This window comes from Anaerostipes sp. MSJ-23 (assembly GCF_018918155.1).
Taxonomy (GTDB): Bacteria; Bacillota; Clostridia; order Lachnospirales; family Lachnospiraceae; genus Anaerostipes.
Genome location: NZ_JAHLPY010000002.1, coordinates 338,143 through 364,390, shown reverse-complemented (window position 1 = coordinate 364,390; position 26,248 = coordinate 338,143). Strand labels below are relative to the sequence as shown.

The window sequence follows — 26,248 nt, the reverse complement described above, 5'->3', positions numbered from 1 at the left end:
ACATGGATGATTTCTTAAATGAAGATAATCTCGATGATGATTTTGGTGAAGAAGGTTTTTATCTCTTCTAATTCCATGATCATTTATTTGTCTTGCCCACTTTTACGTGAGCTATTTTTAATTGGAAAGGAGCCAAAAGCGAACTTTCCTATAAAGTTAAAAATGCCCTGAACAAAATGTTCAAGGCATAATAAAAATATTTGAGTTGTTTATATATAAAAAGACAAAATATGCATATTAAACAAATTTTATCTTTATTATATTGATTTTTTTTGCAACTGCTCTTTATAATCTATGTTGCACTTCTCTCGGTAACACTTCGTAATTTAATCAGTCTACCAACTAAATCTACCGTCGGTCCTAATAAAATAACCATTAATATTGTAATCACACCAACTTCTCCACCAGTTAAAACACCTATGCAGGTTGCTACAAGATCATATATAATTCGCACAATTCGAAACATATTTTTTCCTGTACGCTTTTCTATCCTATCACTGATCAAAAAAGATACTGCATCATACGGTGCTGTTCCATGTCCCTTTGCATGTAAATAGCTGCCGCTAATATAAACAATATGAGGGCTGGAATTAAAATACCAATCCTTAGATTCATATTAAACTGATCTGGTGCATGACAAATTTCTTTCCATACCCATGTAAAAAAGTCTGCCGAATACCCTACTAAAATCATGTTACCAAATGTCCCTGTGCCTATGAGTTTTCTTTCAAAAATAATCACGATCATTAACAATACAATATTTGAAAGAAGCTGATAATTTCCAAAACTCATTCCAATCTTATGTGAAATTCCATAGTTCATTGCTGAGCATGGATCTGTTCCCATATCACACATCACTAAAAGCGACGCACACACATTCCCTTTATGATAACAGCAACAATCATCACAAAAAAGCTTTTTGTCCAATCTCTAGTAATCTTAACATTCATATGTGTCCCTACTTTGCTTAACAGATAGTAAATGAATAATCTATATCTTCTTCTGCACTGATACAATATTCATCTTCTACATTGCTGCCCCAACTGTCAATGCCTCCAACACCTCGAACTGCTCCATAAATACAAAGAATCGTTCTTCTTGCTGGTGGCAATTCTTCATGATGCAATGCATTTTCAATTTCAGATGCTGTATAAGGTAAGCATGAAAAAGCAAATGGCTCATCTTTTTTCTCAATACGAAGTGTTTGAGATGAATAATCTGTCCTGCTATTATCGAGACTCGTATGTCTTACAATATCTACCCATTCTGTATCCATTCTCATACCACATTCCTGTGGAACAAGATATGGTGTTAGGCTCAAATCAGAAACTTCATAGACTCCTTCTATTGCTCCTGCTTTTCTATCTGGATAAGTTTCTCCTGATAATCCTTTATATAAATATTTATCTGCCAACGTTGGCATAACAAACCTCATACCAAAGACTGGGAATTCAGGTAATCCTTTAACACCATTATAATGCACATTCACCTGAATTTTTCCTGTAATATCTACCGTATATGTTACAACAACCGTTGTAGAAGGAGTATTGATTGTTTCATAAGTATATTGAACCATGATCTCATCAGCTGAAACATCTCCTTCATAACTATTATTATCTGGTGCATATATTTTTTGTACTTCACCATCCATAAAAACCTGAACATCTTTACAATCGATAAACATATCGGCTGAAAGCCAGCTTCCACTCTTAATATGAAATTTACTTCCTCGATCATTATCTGTCAAGGCTCTCCAAAAAGTAGGCTTTGGACAGCGATATAACCATTCATATCCATTTTTTACTATAGATTCTAATCCACCTTGTGCATAAGAAAATATATAATTAAATTCTTTGCCATGTACACCAAGTGTATAATCACCATATACAACTCTTAATTTACTTTTATCTGTATAAGCCATAGTAATACCTCACTTCCTGCATTGCTGGTTTTTCTTTTCGATCAGCAAATACGATTCCATTTCCTGAAAATTCGTAGTCTGATGGCCTGTCATCAAAGTCTCCTCCATAGCGTAGAACTTCTTTTCCTGTTACATGATCTTTTACTAAAATTGCTTGATCAATAAAATCCCATATGAATCCACCCTGATACATTTCATATTTATCAATAAGTTTCATGTAGTCTCCAAGTCCACCCATTGAATTTCCCATATCATGCATAAACTCACATAAAATATAAGGTTTCTTTGGATCATTATTTAAGTATTCTTCTACTTCTTTTGGTTTTGCATACATCCTAGTCTCGATATCAGAAATTGTATCTTCATATGCCCTATTATAGAAAGAGCTCTCATAGTGAACCAGCCTTCCATCTTTCTTCTCTTTAAAAAAGTCATTCATAGCTTCAATGTTATCTCCAGCATAAGACTCATTTCCCAAAGACCAGAATAAAACTGATGTATGATTTTTAAATGTCTCAAAATTATTTCTTGCTCGATCAAGTACTGCTTCTTTCCACTGTGGAATAGAGCAAGGAACACTACAGGATGGTTCAATCGCACCAAGTTTTTGGAAAGTTCCATGACTTTCCAAATTTGTTTCTGCCATCATATAAATTCCAGCTTCATCACACAGATAGTACCATGGAATCTGATCTGGATAATGACAAGTACGCACTGCATTAATATTGTTTCTTAGTAAACAATCCATGTCAGCGTTCATTTCTTCCATTCCAATGCATCTTCCTGTCTTTGGATTCCATTCATGACGGTTCACTCCTGTAATAATCAGTCGTTCTCCATTTAGATACATTACCTTATCGATGATTTCGATTCTTCTAAATCCTATATTATATGGAATTACTTCTAATAACTCATTATTCAGTGTTGTTAATTCCACGTACGCATGATACAGATATGGATTATGATTATCCCATAATTTTATATTTTCTACGTTTGTCTCAATCGTTCCGATAAGTTCTCCATTATTTTTTTCTAACAATGTACTTGCTTCTACCAGTTTCACACCTTCTCTATCTCTTAAAATAAATCGGGCATTTACTTTCTGTTCTTTTTGTGTGGATACTTTCATAATGACTGATATTTTTCCACTTTTATTGTTCTTATTTAAGACTGGCTGAAACCATACATCTTCCATATGAACATCTGGTACTGCCTTTAATGTAACATTTCTAAAAATCCCAAAAAAACGGAAGAAATCCTGATCCTCTAAAAATGCTGCTGTACTCATTTTATGAACCTGTACTGCTAATACATTTTCTTTTTCTTTAATAAATGGCGTCAGGTCAAATTCAGATGGCGTAAAACTATCCTCTGCATATCCAACAAACTGACCATTCAACCATACATACATTGCTTCTTCTACACCCTCAAAGCAAATACGGATTCTTTTTCCACACAACTGTTGATCTAAATCAAATTTTTTTATATAGGAACCAACTGGATTATATTCCGCTTCTGAAAACATTCCAGCCTCATCTCCAGTACCTTCCATACTATAAGCACCTCTATGGTACTCTTTTCCTTCCCAAGGATACATTGTATTGATATAACGAATCTGATCATAACCGGCAAGCTCAATATGACCCGGAACCATAATCTTATCAAAATATGATGTATCATAATCCTCTTTATAAAAATCAGCCGGTCTGCTCATCGCATTTCTGCTAAAACAAAATTTCCACTGTCCATTTAATGACTGTATTAAGTTGTGTGAATTGCTGTTCAACGCTTCATAATTTGTGAAATAGTCATGATCGCTATGTGCTGCAATCTGATTCACTCTGAATATTTCCGGATTATCAATCCATCTGATATCTGCGTTCATTTTCATACCTCGCTTTCTAATTTTACATTTAGCCCCAAAAGTAAATATTCACTCTGAAGGCTATTTCTTTATTCCATACTTTCTTTTAACTGTTCGTTTGCACCTTCAATATTCATGAATGAAAGAATGATTGTGATAATCAAATCAAACGCAAATGGTAACCACAAGTACATAACATTCATCATACTGATACAGCTTGCTGACTGAACAGCTACATTATTAACATATCCGCTTACATCCAGTAACCATCCTGAAAGTGCTACACCAATACCACCACCAAGCTTTGTACCAAAAGATGTACACGAAAACATAGACCCATCAATTCTCTTACCAGTCTTAAGATATGTATGCTCTGAACAGTTTGCGATAACTGCTCCAACATCACCTTGCCAAGGTCCTTCACCAAGAGATGTTAATACGGTAAACACTAACATAAGAGGAATGCTTCCTAAATATCCAGATACAACAATTCCCAAACGACAGATTGTAGCAAATACATAGCTGTACTTATTAAGCTTGTACATTCCTCTTGCTTTTGCAACCAATGTAGGTGTGATAGCAAGTGCTATAATCAATGGAATATTAATTGCCCACGAGAATACACCGAAGAGTTTCTGATTAAAAAGCACATACGTCATAAAGTAAGTTCCAACGCTAAGCATAGCTGCTCTTAACTGCTGAAGAATATATACAACGCAAATCATGACAAAATATTTATTAGATATAAGTAGCTTAAATGTTTCTGCCAATGTAAGCTTACTGTCTTCTTCCTCTTTTCCATCTCTAAGCTCCGCATCAGAAAGTTCCTTAACCGAAAAGCATGACAATGTATTTGATATGATACCAACGATACAGTATATGATTGCTACAATTCTCCATGCTGCTGCCCCACCGCCAAATGATGCTACAAGTCCAAATGTGATGGACTGAATCAAAAGATTGGTACCAAATGAGAACATAAATCTAAATGAACCCATTTCAACACGCTCTTTCGCATTCTTTGTTACAAGCGATGTCAATGCTGCATAAGCAATATTATTTGCTGTGTAGAATACTGCGTTTAATAATGTGTATGCAATAAAGAACCATGCATACTGTGCAGTCTTGCCCAGACTGGTTGGAATGGCAAATACACCAAACAATGTTACAGCACATCCAAAGAATCCATAAAACATCCATGGTCTGGCTTTTCCCATCTTGCTCTTTGTTCTGTCAATCATAGAACCAAAGAAAATATCTGATACACCATCAAATAATTTCGATACAGCAATTAATGTACCGACAATACCTGCATTTAAGCCTATGGTGTCTGTCAAATAAATCATTACAAAAGATGTCAGAAATGCATATACAACATTTCCTGCAATATCGCCTGATCCATAACCCACTTTGTTATACCATTTTAGGTATCTCCTCTCTTCCATGTAAAAATTTCTCCTTTCATTTACCATAATGTTTTCTCAATTTCTTTATACATAGTATATATATAATTATTGTCAAAGACCATTTCATAAATTATTCAAAACATACACAAAACAACACTATCAACAAAAAAATGTATATATTTTTTTGTTTTTTATTATTTTTAACATACACTTTTTTGAACTTTCATTGAAATTCTATCAAATTTACATAAATATAGAAATATTTTTTATCATTTCAAATTAAAATAGACAGTATAGCTGTAAAATGGTAAAATTATATAGTAAATATAAGTGAATTTTTACATCGATCTTTCATATTTTCGATTCATTCTATATGTAAGGAGCTATAATGTATACAAATAATGCATATCTAAACAATTCAACCATTGACCGAAAAGACAAATCCAAACCTCTTGTCATAACTATGTGTGGAACTTATAAATTATATACACTTCCCAAACTCCCCACATGGCGACCTCGTGGTAGACTAGATTTTCAACTACTCTATATTGCTGCTGGAAAAGCACATTTTCATTTTGATAACAATGATGAAGAAACTATTGTTCATGCTGGTCATATGGTTCTATATCGTCCAAAAGAACCACAAAAATACGAATATTACGCAAAAGATCAAACTGAAGTTTACTGGGTTCACTTTACTGGAAACAATGTCACGAACCTGCTTCGTTCTTATGGACTTACTAATAAAAAAGTTTTTCACTGTGGATCCGGTGCAGAATATCAAAATCTGTTTCGTTCTATGATAAAAGAATTGCAAATGTGCCAAGATGGTTATGAAGAAATGCTTGAAATATATTTACGACAGATTTTTATCAAACTTCAGCGACATTTTAAATCATCCCTCAATTCTGATAATTCACATGCTTTCGAAGAAATAGATAACGCAATCTCTTACTTTTGTGAACATTATAATGAACCAATTAATATTGATGATTATGCCAAAGAAAATCATTTTAGTACCAGTTGGTTTATCCGTAATTTTAAATTATACACTGGGATTACACCAAAACAGTATATTCTAAAAAAAAGAATATATAATGCAGAGGCATTACTTCAAAATACACAATATAATATCAATGAAATCGCACAGATTATTGGTTATGACAATCCTCTGTATTTTAGCCGTGTTTTTCAAAAGACAAAAGGAATATCGCCTTCTGAGTATCGCAAAAATATATCACAACGTGTATTCAATTCTCCTTCGTATCGTTCTTAACAACGAAATTATATCTTCTAGAATTCTGCTGAAACTTGTTTCTGTCTAATAAGAGTATCAAATATAGAAGTAACTTTAGCAGAAAGGAATAGGGTAATATTCTATAAATTAAAAGAATCACCCAGAGCTAGGTAACATTCTCTGGATGATTCAGTAATGATTTATGGTTCAAAAGTTTTTACTTTTGAACTGAACAATATCCTTGTGGGTGGCTACTGTGCCATTTCCATGCGGATGCAATGATTTCTTCAAGATCTGCATGTTCTGGTTTCCAGCCAAGGATATTCTTCGCTTTTTCACTGGAAGCAATGAGAACTGCTGGATCTCCAGCTCTTCTTCCTTCTTCCACAGCCTTGATTGGCTTTCCTGTTACTTTTCTAGCTGTCTCAATCACTTCTTTTACAGTAAATCCAACACCATTTCCAAGATTGAAGATATTGCTTTCATTACCTTCCATTAAGTATTTTACAGCAAGAATATGTGCCTGTGCAAGATCAGTTACATGAATATAATCTCTTACACAAGTTCCATCTTTTGTATCATAATCAGTTCCAAAGATACTGATTGCTTCTCTTTTTTCATTCGGCACCTGTAATATCAATGGAATCAGATGTGTTTCTGGATTATGATCTTCTCCAATCTGTCCACTGACATGTGCTCCACAGGCATTAAAATATCTTAAAGATACATATCTTAATCCATGTGCATGTCCAACCCATTTAAACATTTTTTCCATGGAAAGTTTTGTCTCTCCATATGTATTTGTTGGCTCTGTACGATCTGTCTCTAAAATTGGTACTTTTTCTGGTTCTCCATATGTTGCAGCTGTAGATGAAAATACAATCTTATCAATTCCATGTTCCACTAATGACTGCACCATTGTCTTTGTTCCACAAAGGTTGTTATCATAATATTTCAATGGATTTACCATACTTTCTCCAACCAGAGAGTTCGCTGCGAAATGAATTACCGCATCAATATCTTTTTCCTGATCAAGAACACTATCCACAAATGCTTTATTTCTTAAGTCACCTTGATAAAATTTAGCTTTTGGATGAACTGCTTCGATATGTCCTGTTTCAAGATTATCAATGATGACTACCTCTTCTCCTGCATCGATTAGTTCATAAACTGTATGAGAACCAATGTAACCAGCTCCACCTAATACTAATATTTTCATTGTCTTACTTCCTTTCCATAGTCCATTTGTTATAAAACTGAAATGAAACGTCCAAATGCTGTTCTGCCTTCTTCATTGCATTTATAAACTCCAGCATCTTCTAATACTTTTACAAATACCTGTCCGATTTCTTCTTTCAAAATATCCATAACATTTTCTGCATTGATATCTTCATATTTTGCCTTGATTTCATTAACCCAAGCTTCATGTTTTTTGAGGTCTTCATACTGACCAATTTCTTCTTTTTTAATCAGGCATTCACTTAAATGTTCCATCTCTGCTTTCAATCTTGATGGTAAGACAGCTAATCCCATAACTTCAATTAATCCAATATTCTCTTTCTTAATATGATGATACTCGTTATGTGGATGATAAAGTCCTAATGGACACTCTTCTGTCGTAATATTATTACGAAGTGTTAAATCTAATTCATACACATCACCTTTTTTACGTGCAATCGGAGTAATTGTATTATGTGGTTCTCCGTCTGTTTCTGCAAAAATGTATGCTTCTTCATCTGTGTATCCACGCCATTTCTTAAGAATATAATCTGCAAGATCGATCAGTCGTTTTTCATCTTTACTCTGAATACGAATAACTGATAATGGCCAGTGCACAATTCCTGCTTTCACATCTTCATATCCTGGAATCACAAACTCTTTCTCAATCTCTGCACGTTCCATAGCAAACTCATAATGTCCACCCTGAAAATGATCATGTGTTAAAATAGAACCTCCGACAATTGGAAGATCGGCATTTGATCCAAGGAAATAGTGTGGAAACTGTTTTACAAAGTCAAACAGTTTAATAAATGCCTGTTTGTCAATTTTCATTGGTGTGTGTTGTCCATTAAATACGATACAGTGCTCATTGTAGTATACATATGGAGAATACTGGAATCCCCATTTATTATCATTGATCACAATTGGCATGATTCTGTGATTCTGTCTTGCCGGATGATTCATTCTTCCTGCATATCCTTCATTTTCCATACAAAGCTGGCATTTTGGATAAGCACTTTGTTTCGCATTCTTTGCTGCAGCAATCGCTTTTGGGTCTTTTTCAGGTTTTGAAAGATTGATTGTAATATCAATCTCTCCGTATGGACTATTTACTTTCCATTTCATATCCTTTTTCACACGATCTTTACGGATGTAGTTTGTGTCTTGACTGAATTTATAGAAAAATTCTGTTGCTTTTTCTGGGCTTTCTTTGTACAGTTCACGAAATTCTTTAATTACCTGACTTGGTTTTGGTGTCATGATTCCCATAAGTTTTGTATCAAACAAATCTCTTGTTACAATATCATCACTCTTAATAATATATCTGTCGTAAGCAGCATCTATCATTTTGTCTAAAATTTCTGGAAGAATAATTTCTTCTCCCTCAATATCTGGATCATCATATTCATCTAAACGAAACACTTCCAAATACTGGTTAATTGTATACGTTTCATCTTCTGGCATAATCAGTTGATGTTTTAGTCCATAAGTTACAAGCTTTTTGATTTCTTTTTGTAAATTCATCTTATTATTCCACCTCAAATCGATATGAAGTCACCGCTTTGTACTGTTCACCTTTTCTTAAAATTACCTTTGGCTCATCCTCTATATGTATGGAGTTTGGTAAGAATTGAGCTTCTAATGCAACACCATCTCTATTTTCATATGGTTTTCCACCTTTTCCATTACATCCGCCAGCAAGGAAGTTTGCCGTATATACCTGAATGCAAGGAAGTGTTGTTGTCATTGTTAATTTTCGTCCAGTTTCTTTGTCATATAGAATCAGCTGATCTTCCTCATCTTTTAAGATAAAAGAATGATCATATCCACCGGCAAGTTTTAACTGCTCATGATCATCGTTAATCCGTTCTCCAATTTCATGAAACTCTTTAAAGTCAAACGGTGTTCCTTCTACCTTTAAAAATGTTCCATTGGCAAGACAATTTCCATCACCACATGCTATTTTATCTGCTTTGATTTTCAACTCATGATGATAAATCTTTTGATCTTTACCTGCTGACAGGTTAAAGTAAGAATGATTGGTAATATTGATCAGTGTATCCTGATCTGAGACTGCTTCATATTCCATCTTTAATGTATTGCCACAAAGGCGATATACAACTTTCAAATAGAGACTTCCTGGATATCCCTCTTCCATATCTGGAGAAAAATAAATAAATCGAATTCCCTCTTCCATTAATTCATATTGAAATATCTTCTGATCAAATCCTTCCGTTCCCCCATGAAGAGAATTTCCTCCATTATTAGCTGCTAACTGATATGTTTTTCCATTTAATTCAAACTGTGCATTTGCAATTCTGTTCGCTACACGTCCAACAATTGCTCCCATATAACTTCCGTCATGATGACAATCTTCTACATTTTCGAATCCTAAAACAACATCTCCAAAGTTTCCATCTCTGTCTTTTGTAAATACAGATAAAACATGACATCCTAGATTAGTTGTAATAACTTTAATCTCTTCATTTTCTAACTTGAAAAAGCAGACTCCGTTGTCTTTTTCTTCAATCATTCTTACATTTACCATTTTATAACACCTTCATTCCCCCGTATGGGCGTACCTTTAATACATGACATGCACCTTCACCAAAGACATGTTCCATATTCTTTTTATACATACTAACAATATCATTTGGAACAAATGCCTGAATTGTTCCTGCAAATCCACCACCATGAACTCGACTAACTCCCTTATCTCCCAGTGAAATATCGCTCATTGCTAAACCGATAGATTCGCTCTGATTTGTTAAATCATGACTAGAATAAACATTTTGTAAATATTTAAAAGAAGAATCCCCAGACTCTTTTACTAACTTCTTAAATGTTTCGAAGTCTCCATCTTCTAATGCTTTCACCTGTTCATCCACACGTTTATTTTCTTCAAATAAATGCATTGCACGAAGTACTGCACGATCTCCTAAGATTTCTCGAATTTTTGGAAGGTTTAAATAGAAATCATCTTTATCAACTTCTCTTAATACTGCTTTATCAAAGAAACCTGCAACTTCTTTCATTTCTTCTGGAATTGCCGCATAATCATCTGTTAAATCTGCATGTGATCCTTTTGTATCCACGATACATAAGCTATGTCCATATTCTTCAAAATCTACTTCAACTTTTTTAATCTGTGGTTTTTCTGGATCTTCAAAATCAATATTGATCAAACCACCGATAGAAGATGCCATCTGATCCATTAATCCACATGGTTTTCCAAAAAATTCATTTTCAGCAAACTGTCCTGCCTGTGCTAAAAATACAGGGCTAATCTTCATATCATTATATAATCCAGATAAGATATTTCCAATCAATACTTCAAATGCTGCTGATGAAGACATTCCTGCTCCATTAAGCACATCACTTGTTACGTAAGCTTCAAATCCACCGATCTTGTATCCTTCTTCTTTCAATTTGAATGCAACTCCAGCGATCAAAGCTTCAGAACTTCCGTCTTTAACATCATTTTTATCTAAATGATTCAAGTCACACTGAATACGATCATATCCTTCAGATTTTAGATCAATTACATTTTCCTTTTTAGGCGCGACAATAGCAATTGCATCTAAGTTAATGGATGTTGCCAATACTTTCCCGAACTGATGATCTGTATGGTTTCCTCCAACTTCACTTCTTCCCGGTGCGCTGTAGATTTCTACTTCTTTTTCTCCATAAATCTTTTCAAAAGATTCTAACGCTTTGATATATCGTTCTTCCTGATATTCAATTACGTTCTGATCTACATAAATGTCTGTTAATAACTGTGTGTACTTTCCTTCTTTGAAAGCTTCTTTTAATTTTTTTGTACTATTCGGCATTATACTTTGCTCTCCTTTCTTCAATCGTACTAATTACCTTTTTCATGAAATTGTCATCTAAATGATAAGTCTTCTTATAGACCAGATATGCTACTAACATTGAAACTGCTGGAATCGCGCACATTAAGAATCGTATGGAGTTTAGTGTTAGTGCAGATTGTACTGCACTTGGATCTGGAATATATCCTGTACGTTCCAAAGCAAATCCGATAAATAATGATGTCAACGCTGCTGTAAATTTAACAATCAGTGTCTGTAATGAGAATACAACAGATTCATTTCTTGTTTTCAGTTTATACTCTCCATAGTCAACAACATCTGATAAAAATACAGTTGCACAACCAAGCTCTAGTCCTGTTCCTGTCTTTACGATAATTCCTGAAATGGCTGTTAATATAATATTTTCAGGGCAGACAAAACCAACAACTAATAGTAATGCAAGTCCAATAAATGGCAAAATACATGCTAACTTAAATGATGTCTTTCTTGATAATTTCTTTGCTACTTCTGGGAAGATGATCAATCCAACAACTTCCGCGATAGATGCACTGATCATAAATGCAGATAACATATTTGCATTTCCACATACATACGTAAAGTAATATACTGCAACGCCCATAATGAATTGAATTCCTACATTATAAAGTAAGATCAATCCAACTGCTGACTGTAGCTGATCATTTTGTTTAATAATTGAAAATACATCTTTGAAAGAAATCTTTTCTGTTGGTGCATTATCTTCTTTTACCTTCAAATTCAGAACTGCAACACCGATTGTAAGGATAAATGTTCCTGCAATGATCAAAGCAAAACGATGATATCCAATATATCCTCCACCTAATGCTGCGATGATCTGAACACCAAAACCTGCAATTACTAAAGACTGTCCAATACTTGCAAAAATTCTAGGTAAAACGGAAACAACTTCTCGCTCATGTGGATCTGATGTAAGGTTTGGAATAACTGACCAATATGGAATATCCATAATCGTATATGTCATTCCCCATAATACATAAATCACTGCAACGAAGATACAAAGTGATGTTCCTGTTAATTTAAAATCTGTAAATAATACTACAAATACAACTGCGTTAACCAATGTTCCAATGACTAACCACGGAACAAATTTACCAAAACGTGATCTAGTATTGTCTACTATCATTCCCATAAACAAGTCATTAAACGCATCCCAGAGTTTTGCTACGAAGAATACCATTCCTACAAATCCAGGTGATACCTTTAACACATCTGTAAAATAAATCATGGCGAATGTTGCCATCATTCCATAAATCAAATCTTTACCTAATGCTCCAAAGGCAAATGTATATTTTACTCTGCCTGGAACCTTACCATTTGTTGTTCCCATTTTTTCTCCTCCTGCTTTTCATTTCTGTTTTTGTTGTATATATAGTAAATCTTTTTAGTAAAGTTGTCAATACCTTTTACTAAATTATTTTACTTTAATTTTAGTTATTTTATTTACTAAAGTTGATTTTAACATTTTATCTGTTATAATAAGAATAAATATGAAACTATCAGAAAGGATTTTTTTCTATGGCTACAATTAAAGATATTGCCCAAAAAGCAAATGTTTCTGCTGCAACCGTATCCAGAATTTTAAATCAAGATGATACCCTAAGTGTTACAGCTCAAACAAGAGAACGTGTTCATAAAATTGCACAAGAATTAAACTATACGAAACATTTAAAGGTAACTGCAAAACGCCATCTTTCCATCGGTATTTTTCAGTGGTATTCCGTATTTCAGGAATTAGAAGATCCTTATTATCAATCTATCCGTGTTGGTATTGAAAAATATTGTGCAGATCATGATATTCATGTGGTTCGTACCTTCCACAGTGATACAAATTATCCAAATACCTTGAAAGAACTTGATGGTTTGATTTGTATCGGTAAATTTAATAAAGAACAGATTGATTCTTTCCAGAATCTAAACTCTAATACAATCTTTATTGATATGAAAACATCAAAAATCCATTGCAATACGATTGTTCTGGATTTTCATACGGCTGTTATTGAAGCCTTAGAATATTTATATGGACTTGGTCATAGAAAAATTGCTTATCTTGGTGGTAAAGAGATTTTACCTGATAACAGCATTTATTTTGAAGAACGTAAAGATGCCTTTGTTCACTATTGTCAAGATCATTCCATTGAATATGAACCTTACCTTTATGAAGAAAGCTTTACTGCTGAATCAGGCTATGAAATGACAAAAAAATTAATTGCTCATGGGGACCTGCCTACAGCAATCTTTGCTGCAAGTGATCCAATTGCGATTGGTGCTATGCGTGCATTATATGAAGCTGGCTATAAAATTCCTGAAGACATATCAATTATTGGCTTTGATGACATTAGCGTTGCAAGTTTTTCAAACCCGCCATTAACAACAGTTCATGCACCTACAGAATTTATGGGTGAATATGCAGCACACTATGTCAAACTCCAGGCAAATGATAATGATTTGAAATATCAAACACCGATTCGTTTGACATTACCATGTGATTTAATTGTAAGAAATTCTTGCTGTCCACCTAAAACAGAATAACTTTTTTAGTAAATTTTACGTTTTAAATAGTCCACATCATGTGGGCTATTTTTTACAATCAAAAAGGAGACTGTTTCCAGTCTCCAAATGGGAATTGAAGGAATTGCACCTTCACAGAGCTTACATGGCCTATTAACTTTTACTAATTCATTACTCCTGCATGAGCAAATTTCCAAGATCTCCGTTGCTTCCCATCATGCCTTTTACAATATTTACTATTGTCATCATCGTACCTCCTGATATTATAAATCTCAATTGAAGTTTACCTTTACCAATTTGATGCGAATACATGACAGAGTAACATGAAATAGCTACAGTCAACAAATCTGCTGTTTTGGCTGCCTTGATACTTCTTAGGTTGACGGCTAGATACGCATTAGAGATGTCTCCATCCAAATGCTGTTCTAGCAAGGGATTTTTCCCTTGAACCCATCATTTATGATATATGGTGGCGCTTTTCGCCCCCAAATAGTGAAAGTGGGGGCACTTTCTGCCCCCACTCAGGAAATGTTGCTAAAATACTGTTTAGATTTATCATACATACAAAATGGAAGTTATCTATTTCTCCTCTTCGTTAAGACCTAGTTCATTACATATTACTTGCTATCCCTGATACCTTATTCTTTCTACCAGCGTTTCCTTTTTCAGATTACTGCTTAAAACGCAGGAAAGTACAATCTGCAACAGACCGACCAAAAAAATCATAATAAAAATTGGTACGATTGGAACATGATAGATATTCATTCCAAATATTCCATTATGTTTTGCATAGGAAAAAAGTGCATAGCCGAGCGGCAGACCAATAATCAAAGCTACGCATATGGTACCAACCGTAAACATCATTCCCTGTAACTGCAGACATAAATTTAATTGTTTATTTGTCATACCCACAGCCTGTAATACACCATATTCCTGCTTTTTTGTCGTAATATTCATGATTATGGTGTTTGCCATATTCATAAAACCGATGAGTCCTACAACCACCATAAACAGATAACAGCCAAGCTTCATCATGCGAGCTGTGAATTCTGCAGATTGTAACTGTGCATGATAGGTATCCATTTTTATATGCGAAGTATTAGAAATCAAAGTATTCAGACTCTGTTCCACAGATGCAACATCTTTTTTATCACAGTCCACCCACAGATAGCCATAGGCTGTTCCCCTCGGATTCATGGAACGGTATACACCTTCCGGAATGACAAGATAAGTGTCCGCGCTTACAAAGGATCCTGCAATCTTTCCCTGATAGGTATAGGTTTCACTTCCATTCTCAAAGTCAAATGCAATGGATTCACCCGGAGCATATCCATCTTGTTCCATCCACATCAACCAACCAAAGAAAATTTCACCATTCTTTACCGCCTGATCATAGTCCATAGAGCCAATATCCCCGTCTTGGCGCATAAAATCAAAATCATTTTTACTCACAATATCAGCCGGAAATCTTGTTCCGTTCAGATTTACAGAGACAATCTCTCTCGTCATGACATCTGTCACTCCTGGAATGCTTTTGATTTCTTCAATCATTGAATCATTCAATGGATTATCCGTCAGAATCGTATCCAGATTATTCTCCGGATATCTTTCATCGTACTCAGCAGAATAGTCAAGCTGCAGTTCAAATTGTCCATGATTAACGGAAAGACGTGCTTCATGCTCCGTATCAATATTTCCTACATAATTAGAGATAATCACAAACAATGCGCAGGAAAGCCCCAGTGTGAGGATGGTACCAATGGTTCTTTTTGGATTACCCGTTATATTTGCCATTGCCATAGAAAACACGGTGACATTTTTTCTGCCATTTCGTTTTCCTTTTTTGTGTGTTTCTGCATTTTCTAAATACCGTGTTGCTTCGATAGGTGAAATCCGTGAAACAATTTTCATTGGTTTACGCAGCGCCAAAGCAACGGTAAAAAATGACACGAAAATACATAGAAGCATAACAGGCAGGGAAAACAGTGGCATCTGCTGATTTTGGACTCCCATAGAGCCAGTTCCGGTTGATACAAGGTTTCCCTGTTCTACCAGCCAGTTAAAACCGCATTTTGCAATCAGAAAACCAAGAAGCAATCCAACTGGTATTGAAGAAATTGTCAAAAACATACCCTCTCTGAAGATCAGTTGTTTCATCTGCTTTTTTGTCGCTCCCAGAGCCTTGATTTTTCCATACTCCTGTATCTTGTTGGCAATACCGACCTGAAAAATATTATAAATGACCACAACAGAGAAAAGTACAATTGCAAGAATCAAAACCCCGCATACCGCAATCGTTTCATAACTCGGCTGCAAGACCCATTGCAAATAGAGATCATTGACTATAACGTTTTTTTCTTCGATCCCACAAGCTGCTGCAATCTGCTTTATAACCGAATCAATATTATTCATAGATACATTTGCAGAATCATTTAAAGTAAAATAAATATTATACTGTCTGTCATTCTCTGCGACGTGCTCATCATAAAACTCCTGTGACCCGAAAGCAACATAAGATGCCTCGATGGTATATTCATCCCGATCATATAGGATTCCGCTGACAACAAATTCTTCCGGCTTATATTCTGACTGCATCCCTGCGCGGTAATCCAGTGTAACCGTATCTCCGATCTTTACATCACCATACCCCATTGCACGAAAAAATGCTCTTCCTGCGGCAATTTCCTGCATTTTTTCCGGATACTTTCCTTCCTTCAACTCATATTCTTTATTATAAGGAAGCATTTTTCTTGCAGTCTCATCCATGCAGACAAACCCGCCTTTTTCATTGCCTTTTATGATACCTTCGGTGCACATAGTGCCTGTAGCATCTATTTCCGCACGGCGGTTTACTTCTTTTAACTGCGATCCGTCTGCGGAAACAAACAGACCATAATTGCTTCCATATGATCCTGCCGCCTGACTTTTCTGTAAATGAATTACCCCATTTCCCACAGTACTGATGATAACAAGCAGCATCGTGGTCAGACAGATTGCCATCATGATCAGTATACTTCTTGTCCTGTTCCTTTTGTCATTGCTATATGCAATCCTGCTTATTGTCTTCATCTGAAATCCACCACCTGTCCGTCCTCAATCACCAGAATACGGTCAGCGACCTGTGCAATTTCGTCATCATGGGTAATCATTACAATTGTCTGTCCATATTTTTTTGCTGTCATCTTAAGCAGAGCGATTACCTCATCACTGGTCTTAGAATCAAGATTTCCTGTCGGCTCATCTGCAAATATAATTTCCGGACGATTCACCAGTGCTCTTGCAATTGCTACTCTCTGCTGCTGTCCTCCGGATAACTGATTTGGCAGATTATAAATCCGGTTTTCAATCCCCAGAGTTGCAATAATATCATTTACATACGCTTCATCCACTTTTCTTCCATCCAGCCCCAGTGGCAGTACAATATTTTCCCAGACATTAACAGATGAAACCAGATTAAATGCCTGAAAAACAAATCCGATTTTTCTTCTGCGGAAAACAGCAAGGGCATCTTCCTTCATCCTGTATAAATCTTTCCCTGCTAAAGTAACACTGCCTTTTGTCGGGGTGTCTAGCCCTCCAAGCATATGAAGTAATGTACTTTTACCGGAACCTGACTTTCCAACAATTGCGACAAATTCTCCCTGCTCAATCTGAATGTCCACCTGATTGACCGCTTTGACCTGATTCTCACCTGCGCCATAAAACTTACAAAGCTGCTTGGTTTCTAATATCACACTCATGTGTTGCCTCCTTTTCAATTCTGTAAAGCGTACCTTTTCAGCACGCTTTCTTTGCCTGTTTATATATTTGGTCATTTTTCAACCTACATCCAAATTGTATCAGGACAATCTTTCATTTCACTTTCAAAAAACGAGCAGAAATCTTACAGAATTGTAAGATTTCTGCTCACTTAAAATTTAACCAACATATGGTAATTGAATCACAAACGTGCTTCCTTTTTTCTTTTTGCCGGAGGTTACCGTAATCGTACCTGCGTGTTTTTCGATAATTTCTCTCGATAGAAAAAGTCCGATTCCTGTACCACTCTTTTCCATGACCTCCTTGGAACTTCCTCTGTAAAATCGTTGAAAAATTTTGTGATACTCATTCTGCGGAATACCAATTCCCTGATCCTCAATTTCCATTCTTACAAGATAGTTTCTTTTTTGTAACCGGATAAATATTTTTGAACCACACGGACTGTACTTGACCGCATTATCCAGAACGTTGATCACAGCTTCACCAAGCCACCTTTTATCCTGCATAATCGTGCATGTTTCCAGCTCTTTTTCATAGTCAAAAACGAATTCAATTTCTTTCTCATCCGCTTTAGGATAAGTGCGGTTCACAGCAGATATGACAGTATCCATAAGCGGAAGTTTTTTCTTATTAATCTGAATCAGTCCAGTTTCCATCTTGGATATTTCAAGAAGCGACTGCAATAATGTCTCCAGTCCATCCAGAGCACTCCGACAACGGATACGAAACTCCTCCTGTTCTGTGGCACTTAAGTCATTCTGCATCAGCACACTAAAACATGTATCCAAAGCTGCAACCGGTGTCTTTAATTGGTGAGAAATATCAGAAACCATTTCTTTCGTGTTCTCCTTTTCTGCCCTTGCTTTTTCCTTTATCAACTGAATATGATGTCCGATTGCTTCAAGCTGGTCATTCAATTTTTCCAGTTCTGCATGATTTTCCGTTTTCAGTAAATCATCAAATTTATTTTCACGGAATCTGATCAGAATTTCTTCCAACTGGTCTAAAATTTTCTGATGACACGCATCTTCTTTTTTCTTCCAATAAAGTAAAAAAGTCAAAAGAAGCACGCATATCACAGTGCTTACAGCACCGGTCACCATAACCTGATGCCGGAATTGCGAATAAAATGCATTCCCTTTATTCCCCCAGTATCCATATTGCTCCAATAATCGCCTTCCCTGTTCGTTAGTTTCAATATCCTTATCCTTAAGCAATTCCGAAACAGCATCCAGCCCGGAAAATTCTTCCTTTGCAGCAATCTCTGTCATAAGATTCATTTTATATTTATAATCTTCATAAAACACATACGTGGTAAAGCAATTTAATATTGCAAACAATAATATGACAGGTAATACCAAGGAGAGCACTACTGTAATCTTCTTGCGATATCTCTTTGTCACTGCCTTACCTCCTGATTCCATATATACCCAAGACCTCTGATATTCTTTATATAGACCGGTGCAGCCGGATTGTCTTCGATTTTCTCACGGAGTCTTCTGATATTGACAGCGATTGTATTTTCATCCACAAAATCCCCTTCCAGATCAAACACATTTTCCAATATTTGTGTTTTTGAAAGAATCTGTTTCGGATTCTGAAGAAAAAAAGTCAGCATTTTCAACTCCGTTTTTGTCAGACTGATTTCACGACTCTTTATCAGAACTTTCATTTCTCCTGCGATAAATACGATATCTCCCGAAATCATCTTTCCGGCTTCCGTTTTCTCCTGTCTGCGGCGGAAATGTGCTTCTATTTTCAAAAGAAGTACCGAAAGACTAAACGGCTTTGTAATATAATCATCTGCCCCTGCTTCATATCCCATGACCTGATCCATCTCCTGATCTAGTGCTGTAAGACAAATAATGTATGTATTATAATTGCATCTCATCCACCTTACAAATTCCAGTCCATTCCCATCCGGAAGATTCACATCACAAATGGTAACATCCACATTATGATCACTTGCAATTCTTTTCGCTTTTTTCATTGATTCTGCTGAAAAAACCTCATATCCGGATTTTTTCAGTGAGAATGTAATTCCACGATTTAAATTTTCATCATCTTCAACCACGAGTATACCTGGCATATCATCTGCACCTCTCTTTATTAACTATTCATCTTAAAATGCTTCAATGCCTCCACAATTGCACTCTCTTTATCTTCTGGACACTGCGGTTGCCTGCTATCTTCATTTTTAGGTAAATTATAATTCTTTCCAACCTCAATTCCGCATTTTCTCTTTACCTGTGAGATATACAGATTGGAAACCTTCATTCTGGCATTATGTTCAGCCACATACTTCTTTATCTCATCATATGTAGCCTTAGTCTCTGCAGATGTTATATCCATATCATCAAGTTCAATCGTGACATTAATGTAATCATCCGGCTTTTGTTTCAATTGGGACAAAAGAACAACCGTCTCCACATGGCTCGGTTGTTCAACGAAAAACATACTCAACCCCTATTGTACAAGGGAATGGTGGAACGCACCTTTTCCCTTAAAATCTAGTGGTTCGAGCCTGTAAGAACCTTGAATTATCCTATAATTTGTATAGGCAAACAGGGTAAAGCTCTGTTCCTTAAACTTCATTTTTCATGTCACCCCTACAAACTTGAATTTCTATTTGTGTTGCCATGTCATTACATAATCTTTTTCTCCGGTAGCCTCATCTAAGCCACTATGCTGAATCTCAAATCCTTCTCTCTTATAAAAAGATATTGCCCGTGTGTTCTTTTGGTATACGTTCAAGTGCAACTTATTCCTTTTATCCTTTGCATAATTCAGCAGAATTTTACCTATACCCTGCGATTGCATTTCACCAGAAACAAAAATGCCCTCAACATATTCATCATTTAACCCTATAAAACCCTGTATTTCTGTATCATACTCATACACATAAACCTCTGCTAGTAACAACGTTTCTTTTACTGATTTGAAATTGCTTTTCCAGTATTCGGCGGGGATAAAATTATGTGCCTTTATATTTGTATCCAACCATATATCTGCAACTTTATTTATATCACCCCTTTGAAATTCTCTAATCATAACGGTGACTCTCCATAAACTTGAATTTTCCAATTTAACAAACTTGAATTTGACTTGCCTATTTTCTTAAAATCTCATGTGGAGCTTCTATTTCATTTGCCAAGGTATGCTCTGTTAATTCTGACATCAATTTCAATTTTTTATTAATCAATGGTCGCATACAATTAGGAACATGTTCCTGATGCGCTCTGTGGATTGCTACACATTCCTTACAGTTTCCGTGATAACGACAGGCTTTCAGGCAAGGACAGTGATCTTTGTCTTTATACTCCTTACGAAATTCCGCTGCAAATTCTTCTTGCAGTCTCAGCCCCTCGACACGGTTTCCCTTATGAAATTCTACCATTGCATCCAGTTCTTTCTGGTTCCCTTCAATCTTCATGTTATTATAGCGCCTCCATCTCAACTATTCCTCATTTTCTGATAAATTCCGATTTGTCAATTTCATTAAATATGAATTTTATCTTTCTCCAGTGGATACAGATATGTAATCGGATTCTGTGCCGACTGATTCAACTTCAATCCGGCTATCGACTTTCCAATGTAGAACGATTCATTCTCATCCAACGGAAATCCCTGCTCATATCTTTCATCCACAAAAAATAATCTATTTTCAGTTTTTGGTGTAAGAACAATATCCTGTCTTGGAAGTCTGTCCTTCGCCTCTTTACATACAAACCACTCTGACGGCTTATACACGGCAACAATCAAAGAATTGTAAACACCAAAAACATACTCAACTGTTCTAACCTTTTCCTTTGATACTCTCCAAACACCACGAACAGCATCATATAATACCTTCTCATCCATACCTCTTTGGTAGAGTCTATTTATTTTGATGACAAGGATTTTATGCCTGATGTCTTTTTCTTCAAGTGGGGCGGCACCGTTTATTCTTTCATACTCATCAACCGATAAAGCCTCTGCAGAAAGATGTCCGGCAACAATGTTTGTAAGTCCCGCATTACCAACATAGTTGAAAGCATTAATCAGTGAAGCCTCTGCAGCAAATGCCTCTTCTTCGGTTAAGTTTGAATTGATGATTATTTTCTCAACCTCAAATCCGGCATTCTTAATATCTGCAATAGTCTTCAGTTTCAACTTCTCGCTATCAGGATTGCCCAGGCTCTCTTTTTCATGTTCAAATACTCTGTTTTTAGTGCCTTTTCCAATATAGAAAATTTGCTTACTGCGTGGATCTATGAGTCCATACACATAATAATCTCCAAGTGAAAGAAGGCTCTTCTCTGAAAATCTATCCATGCATTTCTCCTAGTGTGCATTCTTTATTCCTTTGTTCGTATCCAAATCAAAGCCGACCTGCCAAAATCCCATATCTATCATTTTCATTTGTGGGTATTGCATACCTTCAACTTCCATCTTTTCTCTGACAGGTTCGAGTCGGTCAGCGTTTTTCTCATAAAAGTTGACAAGCTACATTATAGACCTAATGTTGTAATTTCCAGTGGCAACCTTCTGATTCTTTATTCCTGCAATAAAATATCTATCATATGCTGGAACACAGCCAAGTGTTCCTATAAGTATTTTCGTGATGAGCGTAAAAGATAACTGATTTTTCAGTTCTTGTTCTTTTACTTTGTGCCTGATTTTATCGTAATACTGCTCCAAAAACGAATTTATATCCTGCAGTAACTTTTGGTTGCTATCGTTTTTGAAACCGATACAGTCAATTCCAGCTAAAACATCATATTTTTCATTTAGCAGTTCTTTTACTACTGGAATATGTACTTTATAATCCTTTTGTAGCAAAAATGATGAGCCACGATACATTCCCCAACTTGCTAAATAGAAAGCTAGTTGTAAACTCAGATAATCATAATCAACTTCTTTGGATTCTCTTGCTTTTATGAAATGTGAATAGCAGTGTTCCCAAGAACGATATCGACCATTCTCATCAACCTTCAAATCATTATAAAATTCTGTTGATGATTTAATAATCAAATCCACAGTATCCATGCTACTCACCGCCTATTCGTTACTTGTTTTTATCTGTTCTCCATTCGGAAAGACAAATGACTGTTCAAAAGTAACCTCCATCACATCAGCTATCTGTTTCAACTCCTCAAGAGTAACTGTATCTCGTTTCAGTTTCTTACCAAAGTTCTGTGGAGTCTGACCTATCCGTCTGGCAAGTTCTGAAACGCTTATATTCTTTTTATTACATAATTCTTTAATCATATCGGATGTCTTCATCGTTATCCTCCATGTCTAAAACGCACCTCAATTTGTTACATTATAAACCAAATGGTTGATATTTTCAATCCTGACACAGTTACACTTTGTAAATTTTCTATGAACGAAAAAAACACCCTGCATTGCTGCAAGGTGCTAATGATTATAAACTATTCTTCAATTTAATAATTCTTTCTTCAATTTCACGGATCACTTTAATAAAATCCACATCATCTTTTCCTGTAGGGTCATCTAGTCCCCAGTTATCATCAAAAGGTCTGCCGATAAAAGGACATCCAACATTACATCCCATTGAAATTGCGATGTCTACGTCTGGGATATCTGTAATTAACTTGCTGTATTGACCATTTGTTTCCATATCAATTCCATAGAGTTTTTTCATTATACAAACTGGTGCTAGAATATAAATAGTACAAACCAAAATGAGAAATTCCAAATACACATAAGCATGATACAATAGAGACATGCTGAAGGAGGATCTCATATGGCAAAGCAACATGACAAACAATTTAAACTTGATGCAATCCAGTACTATGAGGATCATAAAGATCTCGGTGTACGTGGATGTGCAGAAAATCTTGGCATCGGATACAGCACATTAACAAAGTGGCTGAAAGACTTTCGCGAATCGGGTGATATTCCTGTTCGCGGTTCTGGTAATTACGCATCCGATGAGCAGAAGGAAATTGCCCGTCTCAAACGTGAATTACGTGATGCAAAAGATGCACTTGATGTATTAAAAAAAGCAATCAACATTCTGGGAAAATGACGGAAGCCATTGATCTCGAAGTATCTGAGAAGGCGGAAACTGCCAAGAAGGCTGGACGCCGGGTTTCCGTCTCCGGAATGTTGAAATTTTTAGGTGTCTCTCGCTCAGGATATCTTGCATGGCTCCACCACGTACCTTCTGATACAGAAAGACGTCGTGAAGTTGTAAAAGAAAAAATACAGGATATTTATGATGATTCCAGGAAGAACTACGGTGCTCCGAAAATCGCTGTAGAACTGCGTAAAACCGGTGAGGTCATTTCTAAAAGAACCGTTGGTACATATATGCGCCAAATGGGAATCCGTGCTAAGTGGAGCAAGCCATGGACAATCACCACAAAAGATTCTGATTTCAGCACAGAATTACAAAATATCCTTGATGAACAGTTTAACCCTGACCGTCCAAATGCCGTCTGGTGTTCGGATATCACCTATATCTGGACAATAGATGGATTTTTCTATCTGACCAGTATTATGGATTTATTTTCCAGAAAAATCATAGCCTGGACGCTTTCAGAAACACTGGAAGTATCCTGTGTAATTGATACTATAAATAAAGCCAAAGCCCGCCGAGATATTGGCAAACCATTCATCATTCACTCAGATCGTGGCAGTCCGTATGTTGCAAAGGAATATATAAAAGCAACCGAAAACATGCAGCGCAGTTATTCGAAGAAAGCATTTCCATGGGATAATGCATGCATTGAATCCTTTCATTCTATTATCAAACGTGAATGGCTCAATCGCTTTAAAATCCGCGATTACAAGCAGGCATACCGTCTGATTTTCGAATATCTGGAAGCTTTTTACAACACGAAACGAATTCACAGCCATTGCGACTTTATGTCACCAGACGAATTCGAACGAGTATATGAAAGAACACACACTAAGGCAGAGCTTCTGGCAAGTTAAAACGGGGAGAAATTTCTCATTTTAACTTGTACTAAATCTTGACATAGGACCACTTTCCGCAAGACTTCATACACCTTTTAACGATAGCCACTTAGAAAGTCCTTTAACTGCTACACTCTATTTACTTGTCTGGGTTCACCTTTGACATCAAAACTACCGTCTCCACATGGCTTGTTCCTGGGAACATATCAACGCATGCTCCTCTTACAACCTTATATCCGACTCTTGTAAATACTTCAAGGTCTCTTGCAAGGCTTGTCGGTTTACAACTGATATATACCATCTGTTCTACCCCAAAATGAATAATCTTCTGAATCGCTTTTGGATGAATTCCATCTCTTGGCGGATCAAGGACGATAAAGTCCGGTTTATCTTCCAAGTCATCTACTACCTGCAGAACATCTCCTGCTATGAATTCACAGTTATCAAGACCATTCAGTTTTGCATTGACCTTTGCTGCTTCAACCGCTTCTTCCACAATTTCAACTCCAACTACCTTTTGTGCAACCGGTGCCAGCATTTGCGCGATTGTTCCCGTTCCACTATATAAATCAAAAATAACTTTGTCTTTTGTCTCTCCAACAAAATCTCTGGCAGTTTCATAAAGAACTTCTGCTCCAAGTGAGTTTGTCTGGAAAAAAGAAAATGGAGAAATTTTAAATTTCAATCCAAGGATTTCTTCATAAAAATAATCTTGCCCATAAAGTGTTTCCATAGAGTCTGCCTGTACAACATCTGCAAGACTATCGTTGGTTGTATGTAAGATTCCAACGATTTGTCCATTTAGGGATAATGTTAATAATGCATCTGTTATGGCTTTAAGATCTGCCTCTGCCTGAGATGTTGTAACGATATTAATCAAAAGATCCCCTGAACACTCCGCACGGCGCACGACAAGATGTCTCCAATATCCTTCGTGACGCATCTTATGATAAAATGGCAGATTTGTTTCCTGCGCTTTTTCTAATACACATTTCACAATCGTATTATAATCATTATCCACAATCTTACAATTTGTAATGTTTACAATGTCATGGAATGTATTTTTTTTATGCATTCCAAGGGCTAATGGACCGTCTTTGATTTCATCTCCAAAAGAAAACTCCATTTTATTTCTGTATTCCCATACTTTGGGACTTCCTTTGATTCCTTCCCAAACATCATCACTTACGTAATCTTTTAAAAGATCACGAACATGCCCTTCTTTGATTTTCAACTGGTTTTTATAGGATACTGTCTGATAAAAACATCCACCGCAAATACCAAAATGTGGACAGACCGGTGTTGCATCTTCGAACGGAGATTTCTCTAACACTTCCATTAAACGGACAACACAACCACTTTTTCTTTTTTTCGTTACTTGTCCTCTGATTTTCTGACCTTCGATAACTCCTTTTACATTGACCTTTTGATCTTCATATAAAAAAGTCCCTTTGTTCGGGAATTCTGTTTTTATGATCTTTCCTTCGATGATATCCTTTTTCTTCATCTTCTTTCCTTTCTAAATTTATAAGT

At 35.9% G+C, this 26,248-nt stretch carries 24 protein-coding genes and 2 pseudogenes; 4 read left to right on the top strand and 22 right to left on the bottom strand.

What is annotated here, in order from left to right; genetic code table 11:
- Positions 1–292: 292 nt before the first annotated feature.
- The 5 genes from KQI71_RS03665 to KQI71_RS03645 all read right to left on the bottom strand — a co-directional run bounded on the left by KQI71_RS03665 (position 293) and on the right by KQI71_RS03645 (position 5,230).
- Positions 293–466, bottom strand: a complete 174-nt coding sequence (locus KQI71_RS03665) for a hypothetical protein (RefSeq protein WP_216434175.1) — start codon at positions 464–466, stop codon at positions 293–295.
- 35 nt (positions 467–501) lie between these two features.
- Positions 502–846: a hypothetical protein gene (locus KQI71_RS03660; protein ID WP_216434174.1), complete on the bottom strand. Its 345-nt coding sequence runs from the start codon at positions 844–846 to the stop codon at positions 502–504.
- A 121-nt stretch (positions 847–967) separates the two neighbouring features.
- Positions 968–1,921, bottom strand: coding sequence for a beta-galactosidase small subunit (locus tag KQI71_RS03655; RefSeq protein WP_055073281.1), 954 nt, complete (start codon positions 1,919–1,921; stop codon positions 968–970).
- On the bottom strand, positions 1,905–3,806 hold the full coding sequence (locus KQI71_RS03650; protein WP_216434173.1) for a glycoside hydrolase family 2 protein: 1,902 nt from the start codon (positions 3,804–3,806) through the stop codon (positions 1,905–1,907). The genes KQI71_RS03655 and KQI71_RS03650 overlap by 17 nt, the downstream gene beginning before the upstream one ends.
- A gap of 68 nt (positions 3,807–3,874) precedes the next feature.
- Positions 3,875–5,230 carry an MFS transporter gene (locus KQI71_RS03645; protein ID WP_216434171.1) on the bottom strand — a complete coding sequence of 452 codons (1,356 nt, stop codon included), beginning with the start codon at positions 5,228–5,230 and terminating at the stop codon, positions 3,875–3,877.
- Between the two features lie 349 nt (positions 5,231–5,579).
- Between KQI71_RS03645 and KQI71_RS03640 the strand changes: the two genes are divergently transcribed.
- Positions 5,580–6,467, top strand: coding sequence for a helix-turn-helix transcriptional regulator (locus KQI71_RS03640; protein WP_216434169.1), 888 nt, complete (start codon positions 5,580–5,582; stop codon positions 6,465–6,467).
- 178 nt (positions 6,468–6,645) lie between these two features.
- Here KQI71_RS03640 and galE read toward each other — a convergent pair whose 3' ends face one another.
- Genes galE through melB form a run of 5 tightly spaced genes read right to left on the bottom strand, consistent with a single transcriptional unit; the run spans position 6,646 to position 12,848 of the window.
- Positions 6,646–7,647 carry a UDP-glucose 4-epimerase GalE gene (gene galE / locus KQI71_RS03635; protein ID WP_216434167.1) on the bottom strand — a complete coding sequence of 334 codons (1,002 nt, stop codon included), beginning with the start codon at positions 7,645–7,647 and terminating at the stop codon, positions 6,646–6,648.
- A gap of 29 nt (positions 7,648–7,676) precedes the next feature.
- The gene (gene galT, locus KQI71_RS03630; RefSeq protein ID WP_216434165.1) at positions 7,677–9,173 is read right to left on the bottom strand and encodes a UDP-glucose--hexose-1-phosphate uridylyltransferase; all 1,497 of its coding nucleotides are present in this window, start codon (positions 9,171–9,173) and stop codon (positions 7,677–7,679) included.
- A 4-nt stretch (positions 9,174–9,177) separates the two neighbouring features.
- On the bottom strand, positions 9,178–10,197 hold the full coding sequence (locus KQI71_RS03625; protein WP_216434163.1) for an aldose epimerase family protein: 1,020 nt from the start codon (positions 10,195–10,197) through the stop codon (positions 9,178–9,180).
- A 1-nt stretch (position 10,198) separates the two neighbouring features.
- A complete protein-coding gene (locus KQI71_RS03620; protein WP_216434161.1) occupies positions 10,199–11,482 on the bottom strand; it encodes a galactokinase in 1,284 nt (427 codons plus the stop codon).
- On the bottom strand, positions 11,472–12,848 hold the full coding sequence (gene melB, locus KQI71_RS03615; protein WP_216434160.1) for a melibiose:sodium transporter MelB: 1,377 nt from the start codon (positions 12,846–12,848) through the stop codon (positions 11,472–11,474). Before melB ends, KQI71_RS03620 begins: the two co-directional genes overlap by 11 nt.
- A gap of 188 nt (positions 12,849–13,036) precedes the next feature.
- On the opposite strand from melB, the gene KQI71_RS03610 reads away from it, so the two are divergent.
- On the top strand, positions 13,037–14,050 hold the full coding sequence (locus tag KQI71_RS03610; protein WP_216434158.1) for a LacI family DNA-binding transcriptional regulator: 1,014 nt from the start codon (positions 13,037–13,039) through the stop codon (positions 14,048–14,050).
- Between the two features lie 603 nt (positions 14,051–14,653).
- On the opposite strand, the gene KQI71_RS03605 is transcribed toward KQI71_RS03610, so the two are convergent.
- The 11 genes and pseudogenes from KQI71_RS03605 to KQI71_RS03555 form a co-directional block, all read right to left on the bottom strand.
- The gene (locus KQI71_RS03605) at positions 14,654–17,098 is read right to left on the bottom strand and encodes an ABC transporter permease (RefSeq protein WP_216434156.1); all 2,445 of its coding nucleotides are present in this window, start codon (positions 17,096–17,098) and stop codon (positions 14,654–14,656) included.
- Positions 17,095–17,769 carry an ABC transporter ATP-binding protein gene (locus KQI71_RS03600; protein ID WP_006426335.1) on the bottom strand — a complete coding sequence of 225 codons (675 nt, stop codon included), beginning with the start codon at positions 17,767–17,769 and terminating at the stop codon, positions 17,095–17,097. The genes KQI71_RS03605 and KQI71_RS03600 overlap by 4 nt, the downstream gene beginning before the upstream one ends.
- Positions 17,770–17,946: 177 nt before the next feature.
- Positions 17,947–19,212: a sensor histidine kinase gene (locus tag KQI71_RS03595; RefSeq protein ID WP_216434154.1), complete on the bottom strand. Its 1,266-nt coding sequence runs from the start codon at positions 19,210–19,212 to the stop codon at positions 17,947–17,949.
- Positions 19,188–19,877 carry a response regulator transcription factor gene (locus KQI71_RS03590; RefSeq protein WP_216434152.1) on the bottom strand — a complete coding sequence of 230 codons (690 nt, stop codon included), beginning with the start codon at positions 19,875–19,877 and terminating at the stop codon, positions 19,188–19,190. The genes KQI71_RS03595 and KQI71_RS03590 overlap by 25 nt, the downstream gene beginning before the upstream one ends.
- Before the next feature lie 20 nt (positions 19,878–19,897).
- Positions 19,898–20,224: pseudogene (locus KQI71_RS03585) on the bottom strand (23S rRNA (uracil-5-)-methyltransferase RumA); the annotation flags it as partial.
- A 189-nt stretch (positions 20,225–20,413) separates the two neighbouring features.
- Complete coding sequence (locus KQI71_RS03580; RefSeq protein ID WP_216434150.1) at positions 20,414–20,839, bottom strand: N-acetyltransferase; 426 nt, start codon at positions 20,837–20,839, stop codon at positions 20,414–20,416.
- A 58-nt stretch (positions 20,840–20,897) separates the two neighbouring features.
- Positions 20,898–21,221 carry a hypothetical protein gene (locus KQI71_RS03575; protein ID WP_004613237.1) on the bottom strand — a complete coding sequence of 108 codons (324 nt, stop codon included), beginning with the start codon at positions 21,219–21,221 and terminating at the stop codon, positions 20,898–20,900.
- A 65-nt stretch (positions 21,222–21,286) separates the two neighbouring features.
- Positions 21,287–22,102, bottom strand: a complete 816-nt coding sequence (locus tag KQI71_RS03570; protein WP_216434148.1) for an LEM-3-like GIY-YIG domain-containing protein — start codon at positions 22,100–22,102, stop codon at positions 21,287–21,289.
- Positions 22,103–22,273: 171 nt separating this feature from the next.
- Entirely contained in the window at positions 22,274–22,816 is a 543-nt protein-coding gene (locus KQI71_RS03565) for a hypothetical protein (RefSeq protein WP_253287905.1), read from the bottom strand.
- Between the two features lie 12 nt (positions 22,817–22,828).
- The gene (locus KQI71_RS03560) at positions 22,829–23,053 is read right to left on the bottom strand and encodes a helix-turn-helix domain-containing protein (protein ID WP_028256094.1); all 225 of its coding nucleotides are present in this window, start codon (positions 23,051–23,053) and stop codon (positions 22,829–22,831) included.
- A 142-nt stretch (positions 23,054–23,195) separates the two neighbouring features.
- Positions 23,196–23,444 (bottom strand): annotated as a pseudogene (locus tag KQI71_RS03555) (arsenate reductase ArsC); the annotation flags it as partial.
- 93 nt (positions 23,445–23,537) lie between these two features.
- Here KQI71_RS03555 and KQI71_RS03550 point away from each other — a divergent pair.
- Both KQI71_RS03550 and KQI71_RS03545 read left to right on the top strand, forming a co-directional pair.
- Positions 23,538–23,822 carry a transposase gene (locus KQI71_RS03550; RefSeq protein WP_216434146.1) on the top strand — a complete coding sequence of 95 codons (285 nt, stop codon included), beginning with the start codon at positions 23,538–23,540 and terminating at the stop codon, positions 23,820–23,822.
- The gene (locus tag KQI71_RS03545; protein WP_216434144.1) at positions 23,819–24,733 is read left to right on the top strand and encodes an IS3 family transposase; all 915 of its coding nucleotides are present in this window, start codon (positions 23,819–23,821) and stop codon (positions 24,731–24,733) included. The genes KQI71_RS03550 and KQI71_RS03545 overlap by 4 nt, the downstream gene beginning before the upstream one ends.
- Before the next feature lie 121 nt (positions 24,734–24,854).
- On the opposite strand, the gene rlmD is transcribed toward KQI71_RS03545, so the two are convergent.
- The gene (rlmD, locus tag KQI71_RS03540) at positions 24,855–26,222 is read right to left on the bottom strand and encodes a 23S rRNA (uracil(1939)-C(5))-methyltransferase RlmD (protein ID WP_216434142.1); all 1,368 of its coding nucleotides are present in this window, start codon (positions 26,220–26,222) and stop codon (positions 24,855–24,857) included.
- Positions 26,223–26,248: the final 26 nt, after the last annotated feature.

What these genes read in the sequence shown, in the direction of transcription:
- melB (WP_216434160.1), bottom strand. Translation starts at nt 12,848, where the DNA reads ATGGGAACAACAAATGGTAAGGTTCCAGGCAGAGTAAAATATACATTT.
- KQI71_RS03605 (WP_216434156.1), bottom strand. Translation starts at nt 17,098, where the DNA reads ATGAAGACAATAAGCAGGATTGCATATAGCAATGACAAAAGGAACAGG.
- KQI71_RS03545 (WP_216434144.1), top strand. Translation starts at nt 23,819, where the DNA reads ATGACGGAAGCCATTGATCTCGAAGTATCTGAGAAGGCGGAAACTGCC.
- KQI71_RS03570 (WP_216434148.1), bottom strand. Translation starts at nt 22,102, where the DNA reads ATGGATAGATTTTCAGAGAAGAGCCTTCTTTCACTTGGAGATTATTAT.
- KQI71_RS03590 (WP_216434152.1), bottom strand. Translation starts at nt 19,877, where the DNA reads ATGCCAGGTATACTCGTGGTTGAAGATGATGAAAATTTAAATCGTGGA.
- KQI71_RS03565 (WP_253287905.1), bottom strand. Translation starts at nt 22,816, where the DNA reads ATGGATACTGTGGATTTGATTATTAAATCATCAACAGAATTTTATAAT.
- KQI71_RS03620 (WP_216434161.1), bottom strand. Translation starts at nt 11,482, where the DNA reads ATGCCGAATAGTACAAAAAAATTAAAAGAAGCTTTCAAAGAAGGAAAG.
- KQI71_RS03625 (WP_216434163.1), bottom strand. Translation starts at nt 10,197, where the DNA reads ATGGTAAATGTAAGAATGATTGAAGAAAAAGACAACGGAGTCTGCTTT.
- KQI71_RS03650 (WP_216434173.1), bottom strand. Translation starts at nt 3,806, where the DNA reads ATGAACGCAGATATCAGATGGATTGATAATCCGGAAATATTCAGAGTG.
- KQI71_RS03595 (WP_216434154.1), bottom strand. Translation starts at nt 19,212, where the DNA reads ATGGAATCAGGAGGTAAGGCAGTGACAAAGAGATATCGCAAGAAGATT.
- KQI71_RS03560 (WP_028256094.1), bottom strand. Translation starts at nt 23,053, where the DNA reads ATGAAGACATCCGATATGATTAAAGAATTATGTAATAAAAAGAATATA.
- KQI71_RS03550 (WP_216434146.1), top strand. Translation starts at nt 23,538, where the DNA reads ATGGCAAAGCAACATGACAAACAATTTAAACTTGATGCAATCCAGTAC.
- KQI71_RS03610 (WP_216434158.1), top strand. Translation starts at nt 13,037, where the DNA reads ATGGCTACAATTAAAGATATTGCCCAAAAAGCAAATGTTTCTGCTGCA.
- KQI71_RS03645 (WP_216434171.1), bottom strand. Translation starts at nt 5,230, where the DNA reads ATGGAAGAGAGGAGATACCTAAAATGGTATAACAAAGTGGGTTATGGA.
- KQI71_RS03575 (WP_004613237.1), bottom strand. Translation starts at nt 21,221, where the DNA reads ATGAAGATTGAAGGGAACCAGAAAGAACTGGATGCAATGGTAGAATTT.
- rlmD (WP_216434142.1), bottom strand. Translation starts at nt 26,222, where the DNA reads ATGAAGAAAAAGGATATCATCGAAGGAAAGATCATAAAAACAGAATTC.
- galE (WP_216434167.1), bottom strand. Translation starts at nt 7,647, where the DNA reads ATGAAAATATTAGTATTAGGTGGAGCTGGTTACATTGGTTCTCATACA.
- KQI71_RS03665 (WP_216434175.1), bottom strand. Translation starts at nt 466, where the DNA reads ATGTTTCGAATTGTGCGAATTATATATGATCTTGTAGCAACCTGCATA.
- KQI71_RS03580 (WP_216434150.1), bottom strand. Translation starts at nt 20,839, where the DNA reads ATGATTAGAGAATTTCAAAGGGGTGATATAAATAAAGTTGCAGATATA.
- galT (WP_216434165.1), bottom strand. Translation starts at nt 9,173, where the DNA reads ATGAATTTACAAAAAGAAATCAAAAAGCTTGTAACTTATGGACTAAAA.
- KQI71_RS03640 (WP_216434169.1), top strand. Translation starts at nt 5,580, where the DNA reads ATGTATACAAATAATGCATATCTAAACAATTCAACCATTGACCGAAAA.
- KQI71_RS03655 (WP_055073281.1), bottom strand. Translation starts at nt 1,921, where the DNA reads ATGGCTTATACAGATAAAAGTAAATTAAGAGTTGTATATGGTGATTAT.
- KQI71_RS03600 (WP_006426335.1), bottom strand. Translation starts at nt 17,769, where the DNA reads ATGAGTGTGATATTAGAAACCAAGCAGCTTTGTAAGTTTTATGGCGCA.
- KQI71_RS03660 (WP_216434174.1), bottom strand. Translation starts at nt 846, where the DNA reads ATGGGAACAGATCCATGCTCAGCAATGAACTATGGAATTTCACATAAG.